The organism is Bradyrhizobium sp. SUTN9-2 (assembly GCF_003122645.1).
Lineage (GTDB): Bacteria > Pseudomonadota > Alphaproteobacteria > Rhizobiales > Xanthobacteraceae > Bradyrhizobium > Bradyrhizobium yuanmingense.
Map to the genome: position 1 here is coordinate 5,660,060 of NZ_LAXE01000001.1, position 12,694 is coordinate 5,672,753.

General features: G+C 66.9%; 13 protein-coding genes and 2 riboswitches. Of the genes, 2 read left to right on the plus strand and 11 right to left on the minus strand.

What is annotated here, in order from left to right:
• Positions 1-4: 4 nt before the first annotated feature.
• Entirely contained in the window at positions 5-2,362 is a 2,358-nt protein-coding gene (locus XF30_RS38255; RefSeq protein ID WP_158284416.1) for a TonB-dependent receptor, read from the minus strand.
• Between the two features lie 113 nt (positions 2,363-2,475).
• Positions 2,476-2,677, minus strand: a riboswitch (cobalamin riboswitch).
• A gap of 72 nt (positions 2,678-2,749) precedes the next feature.
• Between XF30_RS38255 and XF30_RS26270 the strand changes: the two genes are divergently transcribed.
• Positions 2,750-3,322 (plus strand): histidine phosphatase family protein, encoded by a 573-nt coding sequence (locus XF30_RS26270; RefSeq protein WP_192893257.1) that lies wholly within the window; start codon positions 2,750-2,752, stop codon positions 3,320-3,322.
• On the opposite strand, the gene cobT is transcribed toward XF30_RS26270, so the two are convergent.
• The 8 genes from cobT to cbiE form a co-directional block, all read right to left on the minus strand.
• Positions 3,315-4,367 carry a nicotinate-nucleotide--dimethylbenzimidazole phosphoribosyltransferase gene (gene cobT / locus XF30_RS26275; protein WP_109145852.1) on the minus strand — a complete coding sequence of 351 codons (1,053 nt, stop codon included), beginning with the start codon at positions 4,365-4,367 and terminating at the stop codon, positions 3,315-3,317. The two genes, XF30_RS26270 and cobT, sit on opposite strands and share 8 nt — an antisense overlap.
• 5 nt (positions 4,368-4,372) lie before the next feature.
• Positions 4,373-5,122, minus strand: coding sequence for a precorrin-6A synthase (deacetylating) (gene cobF / locus XF30_RS26280; RefSeq protein ID WP_109145853.1), 750 nt, complete (start codon positions 5,120-5,122; stop codon positions 4,373-4,375).
• A 45-nt stretch (positions 5,123-5,167) separates the two neighbouring features.
• On the minus strand, positions 5,168-5,845 hold the full coding sequence (locus tag XF30_RS26285) for an energy-coupling factor ABC transporter permease (protein ID WP_036023541.1): 678 nt from the start codon (positions 5,843-5,845) through the stop codon (positions 5,168-5,170).
• A 37-nt stretch (positions 5,846-5,882) separates the two neighbouring features.
• Positions 5,883-6,101, minus strand: a riboswitch (cobalamin riboswitch).
• Between the two features lie 45 nt (positions 6,102-6,146).
• The gene (gene cobA / locus XF30_RS26290; RefSeq protein WP_109144285.1) at positions 6,147-6,878 is read right to left on the minus strand and encodes a uroporphyrinogen-III C-methyltransferase; all 732 of its coding nucleotides are present in this window, start codon (positions 6,876-6,878) and stop codon (positions 6,147-6,149) included.
• A complete protein-coding gene (locus tag XF30_RS26295; RefSeq protein WP_109144286.1) occupies positions 6,875-8,185 on the minus strand; it encodes a cobyrinic acid a,c-diamide synthase CobB in 1,311 nt (436 codons plus the stop codon). The genes cobA and XF30_RS26295 overlap by 4 nt, the downstream gene beginning before the upstream one ends.
• Positions 8,185-8,967 carry a precorrin-4 C(11)-methyltransferase gene (gene cobM / locus XF30_RS26300; RefSeq protein ID WP_109144287.1) on the minus strand — a complete coding sequence of 261 codons (783 nt, stop codon included), beginning with the start codon at positions 8,965-8,967 and terminating at the stop codon, positions 8,185-8,187. The genes XF30_RS26295 and cobM overlap by 1 nt, the downstream gene beginning before the upstream one ends.
• Entirely contained in the window at positions 8,964-9,332 is a 369-nt protein-coding gene (locus XF30_RS26305; protein WP_192893258.1) for a cobalamin biosynthesis protein, read from the minus strand. The genes cobM and XF30_RS26305 overlap by 4 nt, the downstream gene beginning before the upstream one ends.
• On the minus strand, positions 9,329-10,510 hold the full coding sequence (gene cbiE, locus XF30_RS26310) for a precorrin-6y C5,15-methyltransferase (decarboxylating) subunit CbiE (protein ID WP_109144289.1): 1,182 nt from the start codon (positions 10,508-10,510) through the stop codon (positions 9,329-9,331). Before cbiE ends, XF30_RS26305 begins: the two co-directional genes overlap by 4 nt.
• On the opposite strand from cbiE, the gene XF30_RS26315 reads away from it, so the two are divergent.
• Complete coding sequence (locus tag XF30_RS26315) at positions 10,509-11,255, plus strand: cobalt-precorrin-6A reductase (protein ID WP_074448201.1); 747 nt, start codon at positions 10,509-10,511, stop codon at positions 11,253-11,255. The genes cbiE and XF30_RS26315 overlap by 2 nt on opposite strands.
• Here the strand turns inward: XF30_RS26315 and cobJ are convergent.
• On the minus strand, positions 11,231-11,965 hold the full coding sequence (gene cobJ, locus XF30_RS26320; RefSeq protein ID WP_109144290.1) for a precorrin-3B C(17)-methyltransferase: 735 nt from the start codon (positions 11,963-11,965) through the stop codon (positions 11,231-11,233). The genes XF30_RS26315 and cobJ overlap by 25 nt on opposite strands.
• Positions 11,962-12,693, minus strand: coding sequence for a precorrin-2 C(20)-methyltransferase (locus tag XF30_RS26325; protein WP_109144291.1), 732 nt, complete (start codon positions 12,691-12,693; stop codon positions 11,962-11,964). Before XF30_RS26325 ends, cobJ begins: the two co-directional genes overlap by 4 nt.
• Position 12,694 lies beyond the last annotated feature (1 nt).

Here is a 12,694-nt window from a genome sequence, read left to right on the forward strand (position 1 = left end):
GGCCTCACCATTTGAACGCGGCCGATATTTCATAGGTACGCGGCGCGCCCAGGAGGATCTGGTCCGGATAGAACGGATCGCCCCAGATCGCATAGCGCTTATCAGTGATGTTGCGGACACGGAAGGTCAGGCGGGCCTGGTCGACCGCATTGAACGCCGTCTTGGGGATGTCGACGAAGGCGTAGACGTCGGCCACGGTGTAAGCCTTCATCGTCACGACGTTGGCGTCGGTGTTGTAGCGGTCGCCGACATGACGGCCGGTGATGCCAAGCTCCACCGGCCATGGTGTGAAGAAGCGATACGACGCGCCGGCATTGGCGACGATACGCGGCACGTTTGGCGGCGTGTTGCCGGAGAACGAGCCGCCGGCAAAATTGTAGTCGGCATAGCGCGCATCGACATAGGCGATGTTGCCCCACAGCCGCAGCGGCTCGATCGGGCGTATCGAGGCGGCAAGCTCGACGCCTTTCGACTCCTGTCGTCCGGCGATGTTGAGTTGCATGCCGCCGGCGGCCGCATAGACGTTCTTGCGCAGGATGTCATAGGCCGAGAACGACCACTCCGCCCGATTGTCCCAGAACAGGTGCTTGACACCGGTCTCATAGGTGCGCGCGGTGGTCAGATCGAGCGGCTGGGTGGGCGAGAGCAGGAAGATGTTGTTGGCTGCGACGTCGGCGCCGGTGGCGTATTGGCTGAAGAAGGTCAGGCCGGGAACGGCCTCCCAGGTGTAGCCGATGCGGCCCGTCACCGGCGCCCAGTCTTTCCTGAATGGGAAGCCCACCTTCTCCACACCGTTCTTGTCGGTCGAGTTGCGGTCGAGCCCGATGTGCTCGACACGAAGGCCGCCGATCAGCGCGAAGCTGCGCGTCAGCTTGAGCCTGTCCTCGAATGACAGCGCCTCGTTGTCGATGCGCGCGGTCTGCTGCTGCGTCGTGAGCAGGCCGTAGAAACCGCGGTTGGGGTCGACCAGCGAAACGGAATCGCCGGGAAAGTTTGCCGCACCGGGCCTGACGAAATCGAGATAGCTCGACGACAGCGTCGTGACCAGCCGGTTGTCGAAGCCCGCAATATTTGTATCCCAGATCAGGTCGGTGATGTTGCCGACCAGTCGCTGACTGTGGGCGACATAGAAACGCTCGCGATCGACCAGGTTCGTGGTGGAATTGAACGCCTCGATCTCGTTATTGAACCAGGTCCGTTCCGCGCCATAGCCATAGGCCTGACTTTTCAGCGTGAGGTCAGGCGCGAGCTTCAGCTCGAAGCCGCCACGCAGCCACACTTCCTGCGCCACGTTGCGGTTATCGAGAACGTTGTAATTGGTGTTGAAGGTGCGGTCGTCGATGGTGACGGCACCGAGATTCGTTCCGTTGTAATTCGAGACGTAATTGCCGGAGACGATCCCCGTCGTCGCATGCGAACCGCTGAAGGCCACCGGCACCAGCGGCGCGCCCCAATAGGCCTTCGAGCGGTCTTCACGATATTCGACCGCACCCCAGATCCTGAGGCTGTCGGAAACACGGTAGTTGAGCTGGCCGGACGTGCCGAACGTCTTGACATTGGTGTCATCGGCAAAGCCGTTGAGGGCGGAACGGCTGATGTCGAAGCGATAGTCCAGTCCCTGCACATTGGTGCTGCCGCCGGAGCCGTAATGGGCACGGAACGAATTCAGCGAGTCCCAGGAGAAATTGGCGTCGTTGCTGACAGCTCCGGTGTGCGGCTGCTTGGTGACGAAGTTGATGGCACCGCCCGCAGCGCCCTCGCCCGAAATCAGCGAGGCCGGGCCCTTGAGAAATTCCACCGCCTCCAGATTGGCGGTATCCACGATCCGCGAGGTCATGTTCTGCGGACCGATCTTGATGCCGTTGTAGAGCGTGTTGATCTGGCTGTTGGTGAAGCCGCGCATCGAGAAGGCCGAAGGTTCGGCCGGGTTGTCGCCCGAGGTGACGCCGGCGGCGCCCTGCGCCACCTCGGACACGGTGCGATGGCCCTGCTCGCGCATGGTTTCGGCCGAGATCACCTCGACCGTCGCGGGCGTCTGCCGCACCGTCAGGCCGAGCCGCGAGGCGCTTTCGGCCACGGCATTGGTGTTGAGCGGCGTCTGCACCGTCGAATCCGGCGTGACGGGTCTTGGCGCTGCGGATACAGCCGCCGGCCTGCGCGCTGCCGCGCGGCGCGCGCTCTGCGCCGTTCCTGCTGCCGGTTTGGCCGGCTTGCGGGCCTGGGCGGGCGACACCTCGATGGGCGGCAGCGGCTCTCGGGCCTGCTGCGCCAGAGCGGCAGGCGGACCAAGAGCGGCGAAGGACGTGAACGCGGCGGAAACCAGCAGGACGCGGCGCGGTCGTGCGATACGGATGGAAGACACAGGTGAAAACCTCGGTATGACGTCAGTGGCACGTCACAGCGAACGAGGTTTCACCTTCGGCCTTAGCCGTCCGATGAAGCCGAATGTCTGTACTCCCCGACCGACATCTTCGCGTGTGACCACGGCTGACGGCAGGTCTCCTGGCTCGCGGGTCGTGACCGCTTCGTCGCCTTCCCGGGACCGAGGACCCAGTGGCTCGTGACGAAGGATTCACCGCTTACAGTTGCGGGGGCAGCCGCGGCATTGGGGACATTTTCCCCGCACCGCATTCCCTTTTCATTCCCTCTCGGGAAAACCGTCGTGAGCATCTAGGATTACCACCAAGACAGAGTCAATGTGCCAGTTGCGGCGTTGGGGCCACAGCAACCAACTTCCTTGGAGATGAGCATGGAAGGCGAGACCTTCCTCTGGTTGATCAGGCATGCGGCCGTCGCGGGCGTGCCCGGGACGATCCATGCGGCCGATGCGCGGGCCGACCTCGGCGATCACGCTGCATTGGCGGCCCTGAGGCAGCTGTTGCCCGCCGATGTCGCCGGCTATGCCAGCCCGTCGCGGCGCACGGTCGAGACGGCGCGCGCCCTGGAACTCGAACCGGAGCTGATCAGCGAGTTTCGCGAGCAGGATTTCGGCGACTGGACCGGTCATCGGCATGACGAGCTCGCCGCGACCGGCGGCGAGGCCTACGCGCAGGTCTGGCGCGATCCCGCGCACGGACGGCCGCCGAACGGCGAGAGCTTTGCGGATCAGGTCGCCCGCGTCCGCCTGGGCCTGGCGCAGATTGGCGCAGGCTCCGCGGCGCTGGTCGTTCATTCCGGCACCATTCGTGCCACGCTCTGCATCGCGCTCGATCTCACACCGGACGCCGCGCTGCGCTTCGTGATAGATCCGCTGTCGCTGACCCGGATCGACCGGCTCGCGGGCGGCTGGCGTGTCGTGTCGGTCAATCAACGCATCAGCTAGGCCGATCCGGCACGTTGGCCTGCGCGAACGTCGCCATGCCGTTGTGAAGTGCGCAGGCCGAGCGCACCAGCGGCAGCGCGATCGCGGCACCCGATCCCTCGCCGAGCCTGAGATCGAGGCTGATCAGCGGCTGCACGTTCAGCGCGCGCAACACCAGCCGATGTCCCTGCTCCGCCGATTGATGCGAGGGCAACAGGAACGGCTGGCAGGACGGGTTGAGGCGCACTGCTGCCAGCGCCGCCACCGAGACGATGAAGCCGTCGAGCAACACGGGAATGCGGCGTTGCGCAGCCGCAATGATCGCCCCCGAGATCGCCGCGATCTCGAGGCCGCCGACCGCGCACAGGATCTTCTCGACCGCGGCTCCGGCGACGCCGTGGCGCGCGATCGCCGCATCAATCACCCGCGCCTTGTGCGCGCGGCCGGCCGCATCGACGCCGGTGCCGCTGCCCGCGATCTCCCCGGCGCTCACACCGAGCAGGCTCGCAGCAATCGCCGCCGACGTCGTGGTGTTGCCGATCCCCATCTCGCCGAAGATCAAGAGATCAGGCCGGCCGGCCTCGGCGCGCACCACCGCGCGCTGCCCGGCCTCGAAGGCGAAGGCCAATTCCGCCGGCGTGAGCGCGGCCTCGACACTGAAATCGCGGGTGCCGCTGCGCGGCTTGTCGGTGACGATTCCCGCGATCTGCGCCTCGGCCAGCGTGCCGGCGTCGACCACCTCGAGGCTCGAACCCAGCTCGCGCGCCAGCACCGAGATCGCGGCGCCACCGGCAGCAAAATTCGTCATCATCGCGATGGTGACGGCTTGCGGATAGGCCGACACGCCCTGCGCGACGATGCCGTGGTCGCCGGCGAAGATGATGATCGGCACCCGCGCGGCGCGTGGTTGCTCGGTGGCCTGCAGGCCCGCAAGCTCGATTGCGAGCTGCTCGAGCCGGCCGAGCGCGCCGGTCGGCTTCGTCAGTTGCGCCTGCCGCGCAATGGCCGCCTCGCGATGAACAGCGGAGACCTCGGGGCAGTTCTGGGTAACCCATTCGGGAAGCATGCTGCTCAACGCCTGCGTTTGATGATGTAGCTGTCCATGATCCAGCCGTGCCGTTCGCGTGCGTCCTGCCGCACGGCGGCAATGCGCGCGCCCAGTTCAGCCAGCGCGCCGGACATGATGATCTGATCGGGCATGCCGAGATAGGCACCCCACCAGATCTGCAGGCCTTCTGGATCCAGCGATTGGAACGCCGTGCCGCCATTGAGCATCACGACGACGGTATCGACGCCCTGCGGCCAGCCGCCTTCGCGCAAGCGCCGCCCCGTCGTGACCAGAAACGGCTCGCCGATGTCGTTGAGCGGCAGCGCATGCGCCGCGCACAGCGCCTGGATCGAGGTGATCCCAGGCACGACCTCGATTGTCGGCAATGGATCGAGCCGCCGCGCAATGCGCAGCGAAGAATCATAGAGCGAAGGATCGCCCCAGATCAGCAGCGCGACCTTGCCCTCATCTTCGAGATGCCCAGCGATCGTCTGCGACCAAATCGCGGCCACCGCATCGTGCCAATCGTCGACGCCCTTGCGGTAGTCCGCCTCGGTCGCATCGCGCACGGGAAGATCGAATTCGGCGATGCGCGTCGTTTTGTTGGTGAGCACAGCGGCGCAGATCGTTCGCCTGAGATCGGCGAGATCGGATTTCGTAGTCCCCTTGCGCGGGATCAGGATGAGATCGGCGGCGTTGATGGCGTCAACGGCGGCGCGCGTGAGCTGCGCGGGATCGCCGCAACCGATGCCGATCAGAGAGAGCGTTAGCATCGCGAGCGCGATGGGCGGCCACACCGGCCGCCCATCGCTGATCTCTTACGCCGCGTTGTGCAGGCGCGGGGTGACGAGGCCGGGCGCGGTGACGCCGCGCAGCGACTTCGCCAGCGCCAGCACCGCGAGATCGGCGAGCGGTTCGATCACGATCACCAGCGCATAAGCGGCAGCGAACGTCCCGACGCTGGCGAGATTGCTCATCGCAAAGCCGGAGCCATAGAGCGCCCAGAACGCCACCCATGCGATCACGCCGGCCTGGTAGGTCGTCGAAAGCGCCAGCGCCTGACCGTACTTCAAATCGACATAGGCGGTGTTGCGGGCAATGATCCGCTTGGCGATCGCCTGGATCGCGAACAGCGGCACCAGAAGCGTGGTGACGTTCATGCCGTATTGCGGCAGATCGACTGGCTCCAGCAGCATGCCCTGAAGCAGCAGGCCAAATGCAAGGCCGAAGGCGGCGGGCGCAGCACCAAAGAGCAGGAACAAGGTCGAGCCGAGGATGAAGTGCACCTCTGATACCCCAACCGGAAAGTGCGGCAGGATCTCGAAGAAGACGAAGACGAGAGCGGTGGTGGCCAGTGTCCGCGCCGCGAACGAGCCGGCGCCCTGCTCGCGCACGGTCTCGACCGCGAGCTTCAAGGCAACGCCGCCTGCGGCGATGCCGGTTGCGTAACTCAACACGAGCTTGGCGCCCGTCACGATCCCGGGTTCGATATGCATGGCTCAATTCCTTTCCGCCGTCACACCCGACGGCCTTGGCCTCAATACGTGCACGGCCGGTCTCCTGGCTCGCGGTTCACTGGGTTCTCCGGCCTTCCCGGACCTTGCGGTCCAGTGGCGGTTCGGAGGCCCTCACCGCTTACAGTCGCGGGGGCGGCTGGGGTTTTGGGCGCCGCAACTGGGTCCGCCCATCCCCATTCCCGATTATGCTCCGGCGCTTTGCGCCGCGTCGAGCACCATGCCGCTCTTGTGTGCCCCTTTCGTATCGCGGGCGTCAAGGGGCGAACCGCTGCCGGAGCCGTCATGCCGGATATTCTCCCGCCAGCGCGCCAATCAGGATGACGGCCGCAGTGGAAGCGGCGCCGCCGCGCCCAAGCTGCTCGGCGAGCTCGGCAATCGTGGTGCGGACCAGCCGTTCGTCGGGACGCCCGAGAGATTCGGCGAACAGCGCCGGAGTGCTGGGAGCGAGGCCGTGCGCGATCAATTTTGCGGCAAGCGCCGGAAAGGTGCGCCGGCCCATATAGACCACGGTCGTGGCCTCGGGGTCGGCCAGTGCCGCCCAATTCAGATTGGGCGGCAGCTCGCCCGTGACGTCAGCGCCGGTGATGAACTGCACCCGGCGGGAGGTATACCGGCGGGTCAGGGGAATGCCGGCCTGGGCGGCGGCGACACAGGCGGAGGTGACGCCGGGAACGATCTCGTAGCCGATGCCGGCCTCGCGCAGCGTCTCGATCTCCTCCTCCAGCCGGCCGAAAATGCCGGCATCGCCGGACTTGAGCCGCACCACGCGCGCGCCGGTTGCGGCATAGTCGACCAGGAGACGGTTGACGTGGTGCTGCTTGGTCGAAGGACGCCCGGCCCGCTTTCCCACCGCAACGAGATTGGCGCCGGGCCGTGCGAGATCGAGGATCGCGCCGGAGGCAAGATCGTCATAAAGCACGACGTCGGCCTCGCGCAGCCGCGTGGCGCCCTTCACCGTGAGGAGTTCGGGATCGCCCGGACCGGCGGAAACGAAAGAGACAAAACCGCTCACCGGTCCTCCGCGATCAGATGGAAGAACGTGCCGGTGGCATGGCCACGGCGCGAGCCGGTTTCGGCAATGACCGCGCCAGTGGCATCGTGCACGACCGCGAGCGGCGTATCGGGCTGGGCGAGGATCGTCGAATAGTGGAACTCGTGGCCGCGCAGGCGCGCGCCAGGCTGATGCCCCGGCATCGGCGCAGCCAGTTCAGCAAGACGATAGCCGAGATGCATGCGGCGCTTGGCAAAGCTGGTCTCGAGGCCAAGCAGCCCCGCCATCTCATGGCTGATACCGTCGGCGTCGGTCAGGCCTGCGCCCAGCACCATATAGCCTCCGCATTCGCCATGCACCGGCCGCGTCTCGGCGAAAGCGCGCAAGCCGCTGCGAAAGCGCGCATTGGCCGCGATCTTTCCTGCATGAAGCTCGGGATAGCCGCCGGGCAGCCAACACACGTTGGCGCTCGCATCGGGCGCTTCATCGGCCAGCGGCGAGAACGGCACGATCTCGGCGCCCGCCGCGCGCCAGGCTTCCAGCATATGCGGATAGACGAACGAGAACGCCGCATCGCGCGCCAGCGCGATGCGCTGGCCGGGCGGCCTCACGTTCAAGCCGTTCGCCACAGCTTGCGGCGACCATTGGCCTGCCGAGTGGAGCACCGCATCGAGATCGACGTGCTCGGCGACAAAGCGCGCGGCCTCGTCGATCAGCTTGCCGATCTCGGCCTGCTCCTCGGCCTGCACGAGACCGAGATGCCGCTTCGGCAGGCTGATCTCGGCATGGCGCGGCAGCGCGCCGAACACTTTGATACCGGCCTCGTTCAGCGCGCGCCGCACCAGATCCTCATGGCGCGGGCTGGCGACGCGATTGAGCACGACGCCCGCAAGGCGCACGCCGGCGCGGTAATCGCGAAGGCCGCCGGCGATCGCTGCCGCAGTCTGCGCCTGGCCGGAGGGATCGATCACCAGAACCACCGGCCAACCCAGCATCTCCGCGATATCAGCGGTCGCTCCCGTGCCGGAGACACCGCGCGCAGCGACACCGTCGAACAGGCCCATCGATCCCTCGGCGAGCACGACATCTGCATCGCCGCCACGGCTGACGAGATGCGCGATGGTGCTGCGATCCATCGCCCAGCTGTCGACGTTGACCGAGGCGCGTTCCGTGGCCGCGGCGTGGAAGGCGGGATCGATATAGTCGGGGCCGCTCTTGAAGCACTGCACGTTCAAGCCGCGCTTGCGCCAGGCGCGGGCGAGCGCCAGCGTCAGCGTCGTCTTGCCGACGCCGGAGGCCGGCGCGGAGATGACAAGGCTCGCCGGCATCACGACGCCTCCGGAAAGCGCGGCTCGGCACCGACGGGCCGGTAGCGGCGGTCGTAATCGGCGGCATAGAGACGGCTCTCGTCAAAATCGGCAGCGCCAAGCGTCTTGCCGACCAGGATCAGCGCCGTGCGCTCCATCTCGCCACCCACGAACGCATCGAGCGTTGCGAGCGTCGCACGCACGATGCGCTGCTCCGGCCAGCTCGCGCGCCAGACGATCGCGACCGGGCAATCCGCGCCGTAATGCGGCGTCAGCTCGGCGACGACCTGGTCGAGCAGATGGATCGACAGGTGGATCGCGAGCACCGCGCCGGTCGCAGCGAACGCGGCGAGCTTCTCGCCCTCGGGCATCGCGCTGGCACGGCCCGGCGTGCGCGTCAGCACGACCGTCTGAGCAAGACCGGGCAGCGTCAGCTCAGCCTCCAGCGCGGCCGCGGCAGCCGAGAACGAGGGAACGCCGGGTGTCACCGAGTAGGGAATCCCGAGCGCACGCAAACGGCGGAGCTGCTCGCCCATCGCCGACCAGATTGAGAGATCGCCGGAATGCAGCCGCGCGACATCCAGGCCTGCCGCATGCGCGGCTGCGATCTCGGCGATGATCTCGTCGAGCGACATTGGCGCGGTGTTGACGATACGTGCGCCGGGCGGGCAATGCGCCAACACGCCCTCCGGCACCAGCGAGCCGGCATAGAGACAAACCGGACTGGCCGCGATCAGGTCGCGGCCGCGCAACGTCAGCAGATCGGGCGCGCCCGGCCCGGCGCCGATGAAATGCACGGTCATGGGCCGTCTCCTTCGGCAATCGCCGCGGTCGCGGTGCGATCCTGCGAGACAACCCGTGCTGCAATCAACCGCGCGCGCGGACCGGCGACCGCGAGCGCAGCAGCCTCGGCTACAGATCCGGTGCCAAATTTCTCCGCGATGAGCTTCGATTGCGTGGGCGTGTCGATGCCGGCCAGTGTCGCGACCGGAACGGCCCTGATCGGCACGCCGCATTCGCGTGCGAGCTGCTTCAGCGCCTCGGTATCGGCCTTGTCGCTGACGGTTGCCATCGCCGCAAGCCCTTCCGCACCGCCCGCAGCGAGCAGCGCTTCGCGCAACGAAGCCAGCGTCACATCGCGCTTGAAGCCGAGTCCGGCGACCTTCATCGGACCACACTCCACTGCACCACGGGGCGTGCTGCTTCCCACGACCGATAGCGGCCGAGCGGAGCGGCATGAGAAATTTCGGCTCTCATAAGCTCGCCACCATGGCGCTGATGTAGCTCGCTGAGCAACGCTTCCGTTTCCAGCGTGACCGAGTGTGCGACGAGCCGCGCTCCGAGCGAGAGCCGCGACCAGATCGCATCAAATAACACTTCGTCGAGACCACCGCCAATGAAGACGGCATCCGGCGCTTCCAACCCGGCAAGAGCTTCCGGTGCCCTGCCCGTGACGATTGTGATCCGATGTGCCAGACCGAAGGCGGCTGCATTCTTGCGAATGTTCGCGACGCGATCCTCGCGCGCTTCGACTGCACTCGCCGTCCCACCACACAGCGCCCACTCCACGGAGATCGAGCCTGAACCTGCGCCGATATCCCACAACCGTTCGCCGGGCCGCGGCGCCAACGCCGAGAGCGCGAGCGCACGTACCGGCCGCTTGGTGATCTGGCCGTCATGCATGAAGAGGTCGTCCGATAATCCCGAACTGCGGGGCATCCCCTGTCCGCCCTTCGCCTCGACGGCGACGGTGACCAGGTTTCCGGCGAGATCACCGGCAAGACTATCGGCGCGATATTCTGTGACGCTTTCGCGCGGGCCACCGAGGGCGGCGAGCATCCAGAAGGCCGAGGCGCCCCACCCGCGCTCGCTCAACCACCTAGCCAGATCGCCAGCCGCTTTCCCATCGCGCACGAGACAGATGATGCGCGCCCCTCGCGCCAGATGCGGACCGAGACGCTCGAACGGTGCGGCGTGAAGCCCGAGGCAGACGGTGGATTCGAGTCGCCAGCCCAGCCGCGCGGCGGCGAGCGAGAAGGTGGACGGAGCAGGATGCGCGATCCACTCGTCGCCACCGAGCTTCTCGGCGAGGCTTGCGCCGGCGCCATGCCAGAACGGATCGCCGGAGGCGAGCACCACCGTCGGCCGATCGCGGCAGCTCAGCACGACATCCGCATCGAACGGCACCGGCCATGGACGACCTCGGCTGCCAATTTCGGCAAGCGCAAGATGGCGCTCGCCGCCGAACACGGTGTCGGCCTTGGCAAGCGCCTTTCGGCTTGCCTCCGACAGCCCGGCAAGGCCATCTTCGCCGATACCGATGATGGTCAGCCAGGGATCAGACATGATTCGCGCCCTCATTCTGGGCGGAACGGCCGATGCGAGCCTGCTCGCCGCGGAGATCGCGCGCGCCGGCATCGATGCCGTCTATTCCTATGGCGGCCGCACCCGCGCGCCCGCCGATCAGCCGCTGCCGACGCGCATCGGCGGGTTTGGCGGCGTGAGCGGGCTGGCCGACTACATCCGCCGCGAAGGCATCACGCATGTCATCGACGCGACGCATCCGTTCGCTGCCGAAATGAGCCGTCATGCGGTCGAGGCCTGCGCGGACACCAATGCGCCGCTGATCGCGCTGGAGCGCGCGCCCTGGACCAGGGTGTCCGGCGACAACTGGATCGAGGTCGCCGACGTCAACGCCGCCGTTGCGGCCCTGCCCGAGGTGCCGACAAACGTGTTCCTCGCCATCGGCCGTCAGCACATCGCGCCGTTCGCGGCCAAGCCGCAACATGCCTACACGCTGCGTTTCGTCGATCCGCCCGAAGCGTCGCTGCCCTTCGCGGCCGATGTGATCGTATCGCGTGGCCCCTTCACCCTCGACGGCGAGTTGGAGATGCTGCACACGCGCGGCATCGCCTGGATCGTCGCCCGCAATTCCGGCGGCGACGGCGCACGCGCGAAGATCGACGCGGCGCGCATGCTCGGCCTGCCCGTAATCATGATCTCGCGACCAGAGCTGCCCGAGCGCCAAAGGGTCGAGAGTGTCACTGACGTGATGCAATGGCTCGGTCATTCTGCCCGCCTCGGCGCATAGACCCAGCGGCCGACGCGGCGCGTCTGCGAGTTGCCGAGGATCACCAGCGTGCGCATGTCGGCCATCTCGGGCGTCGCCTGGTTCAGCGTCACGATCTCGATCTTTTCATCGGCCGCGCTGATCGCGCGCGCGAAGATCATGAGACGCTCGCCGCAGCCGGCTTCGCGAAGCAGCGCAAGCGCACGGCCGAATCCTTCCGGGCGGCTGGCCGAGCGCGGGTTGTACATCGCGATGGCAAAATCGGCTTCCGCCGCGAGGCGCAGGCGTTTCTCGATCACTGCCCACGGCTTGAGATTGTCGGAGAGGTTGATCGCGCAGAAATCATGGCCGAGCGGCGCGCCGGCACGCGCGGCGGCCGCCAGCATCGCGGTGACGCCGGGCAGCACACGGATCGAAAGCTCACGAAATTCCGGCGCCTGCTCGAGCGCCTCGAATACGGCGGATGCCATCGCGAACACGCCGGGATCGCCAGAAGAGACGACGACGACCTGACCGCCTTCGGCGGCAAGCCGCAGGGCTTCGCTCGCGCGTTGCAGCTCTTCGCGATTGTCGGATGGATGCAGAGTGAGCCCAGGCCGCGGCGGCACGCGCGCGACATAGGGCGCATAGCCCAGAATGTCGGTCGCCGTCGCAAGCGCGGCGGAAACTTCCGGCGTCACCAGCGCGTCGCTGCCCGGCCCGAGGCCCGCGATGGTCAGTGTGCCTGTCATTCGGCGGCATCCAGATGCCGGCCCTTGCCGTGCACGAGCACGATCGCGAAATAGGGACAGTCAGCCGCATCGATCTCGGCGAGCCGCACCACGCGCTCGCCTGGCATGGTGCCACGCTCAACCAGCCAGGCATCGGCGAGCCGCCCGGCGGAGCTGAGCGCGCGGCGCACTTTTGCGAGATTGCGGCCGGTCTTCATGACGACCAGTGCATCGGAATCGCGCATGCGCCGTTCGAGCTCGGCCTCGGGCAGCGTGCCCATCAGCACCGTCGTCACGTCGTCGCCGAGCGCGATCGGCCGGCCGACGCCGTTCCAGCAACCGACCATGCCGGGAATGCCGGCGATAACCTCGATCTCGACGCGGCCCTGCAGGCGCGTGTGCAGATGCATGAACGATCCGTAAAAGTAGGGATCGCCCTCGCACAGCACGACGACGTCGACGGCGCGCGAAAGCCGCGCCAGGCGCTCGGCCCATTCGTCATAGAAACCTGCGAGCAGTTGCACGTATTCGGGGCTGTCGAAAGCAATCTCGGTCGTAACCGGATATTCCATTGGATATTCGGTAACGCCCGCAGCCAGCATGCCCTCGACGATGCGGCGCGCCTGACCGGACCTGCCCTTCTTGCGAAAATAGGCGACGTGGCTGGCGCCCCGCACCGTACGATCGGCACGCACGCTCATCAGATCAGGATCGCCGGGGCCGAGACCGCAGCAGATGATGCGTCCCATG

Excerpts from the sequence above, each read along its gene's own strand:
- XF30_RS26270 (WP_192893257.1), top strand. The coding sequence starts at position 2,750 with ATGGAAGGCGAGACCTTCCTCTGGTTGATCAGGCATGCGGCCGTCGCG.
- cobT (WP_109145852.1), bottom strand. The coding sequence starts at position 4,367 with ATGCTTCCCGAATGGGTTACCCAGAACTGCCCCGAGGTCTCCGCTGTT.
- cobF (WP_109145853.1), bottom strand. The coding sequence starts at position 5,122 with ATGCTAACGCTCTCTCTGATCGGCATCGGTTGCGGCGATCCCGCGCAG.
- XF30_RS26285 (WP_036023541.1), bottom strand. The coding sequence starts at position 5,845 with ATGCATATCGAACCCGGGATCGTGACGGGCGCCAAGCTCGTGTTGAGT.
- XF30_RS26295 (WP_109144286.1), bottom strand. The coding sequence starts at position 8,185 with ATGCCGGCGAGCCTTGTCATCTCCGCGCCGGCCTCCGGCGTCGGCAAG.
- cobM (WP_109144287.1), bottom strand. The coding sequence starts at position 8,967 with ATGACCGTGCATTTCATCGGCGCCGGGCCGGGCGCGCCCGATCTGCTG.
- XF30_RS26305 (WP_192893258.1), bottom strand. The coding sequence starts at position 9,332 with ATGAAGGTCGCCGGACTCGGCTTCAAGCGCGATGTGACGCTGGCTTCG.
- XF30_RS26315 (WP_074448201.1), top strand. The coding sequence starts at position 10,509 with ATGATTCGCGCCCTCATTCTGGGCGGAACGGCCGATGCGAGCCTGCTC.
- cbiE (WP_109144289.1), bottom strand. The coding sequence starts at position 10,510 with ATGTCTGATCCCTGGCTGACCATCATCGGTATCGGCGAAGATGGCCTT.
- cobJ (WP_109144290.1), bottom strand. The coding sequence starts at position 11,965 with ATGACAGGCACACTGACCATCGCGGGCCTCGGGCCGGGCAGCGACGCG.
- XF30_RS26325 (WP_109144291.1), bottom strand. The coding sequence starts at position 12,693 with ATGGGACGCATCATCTGCTGCGGTCTCGGCCCCGGCGATCCTGATCTG.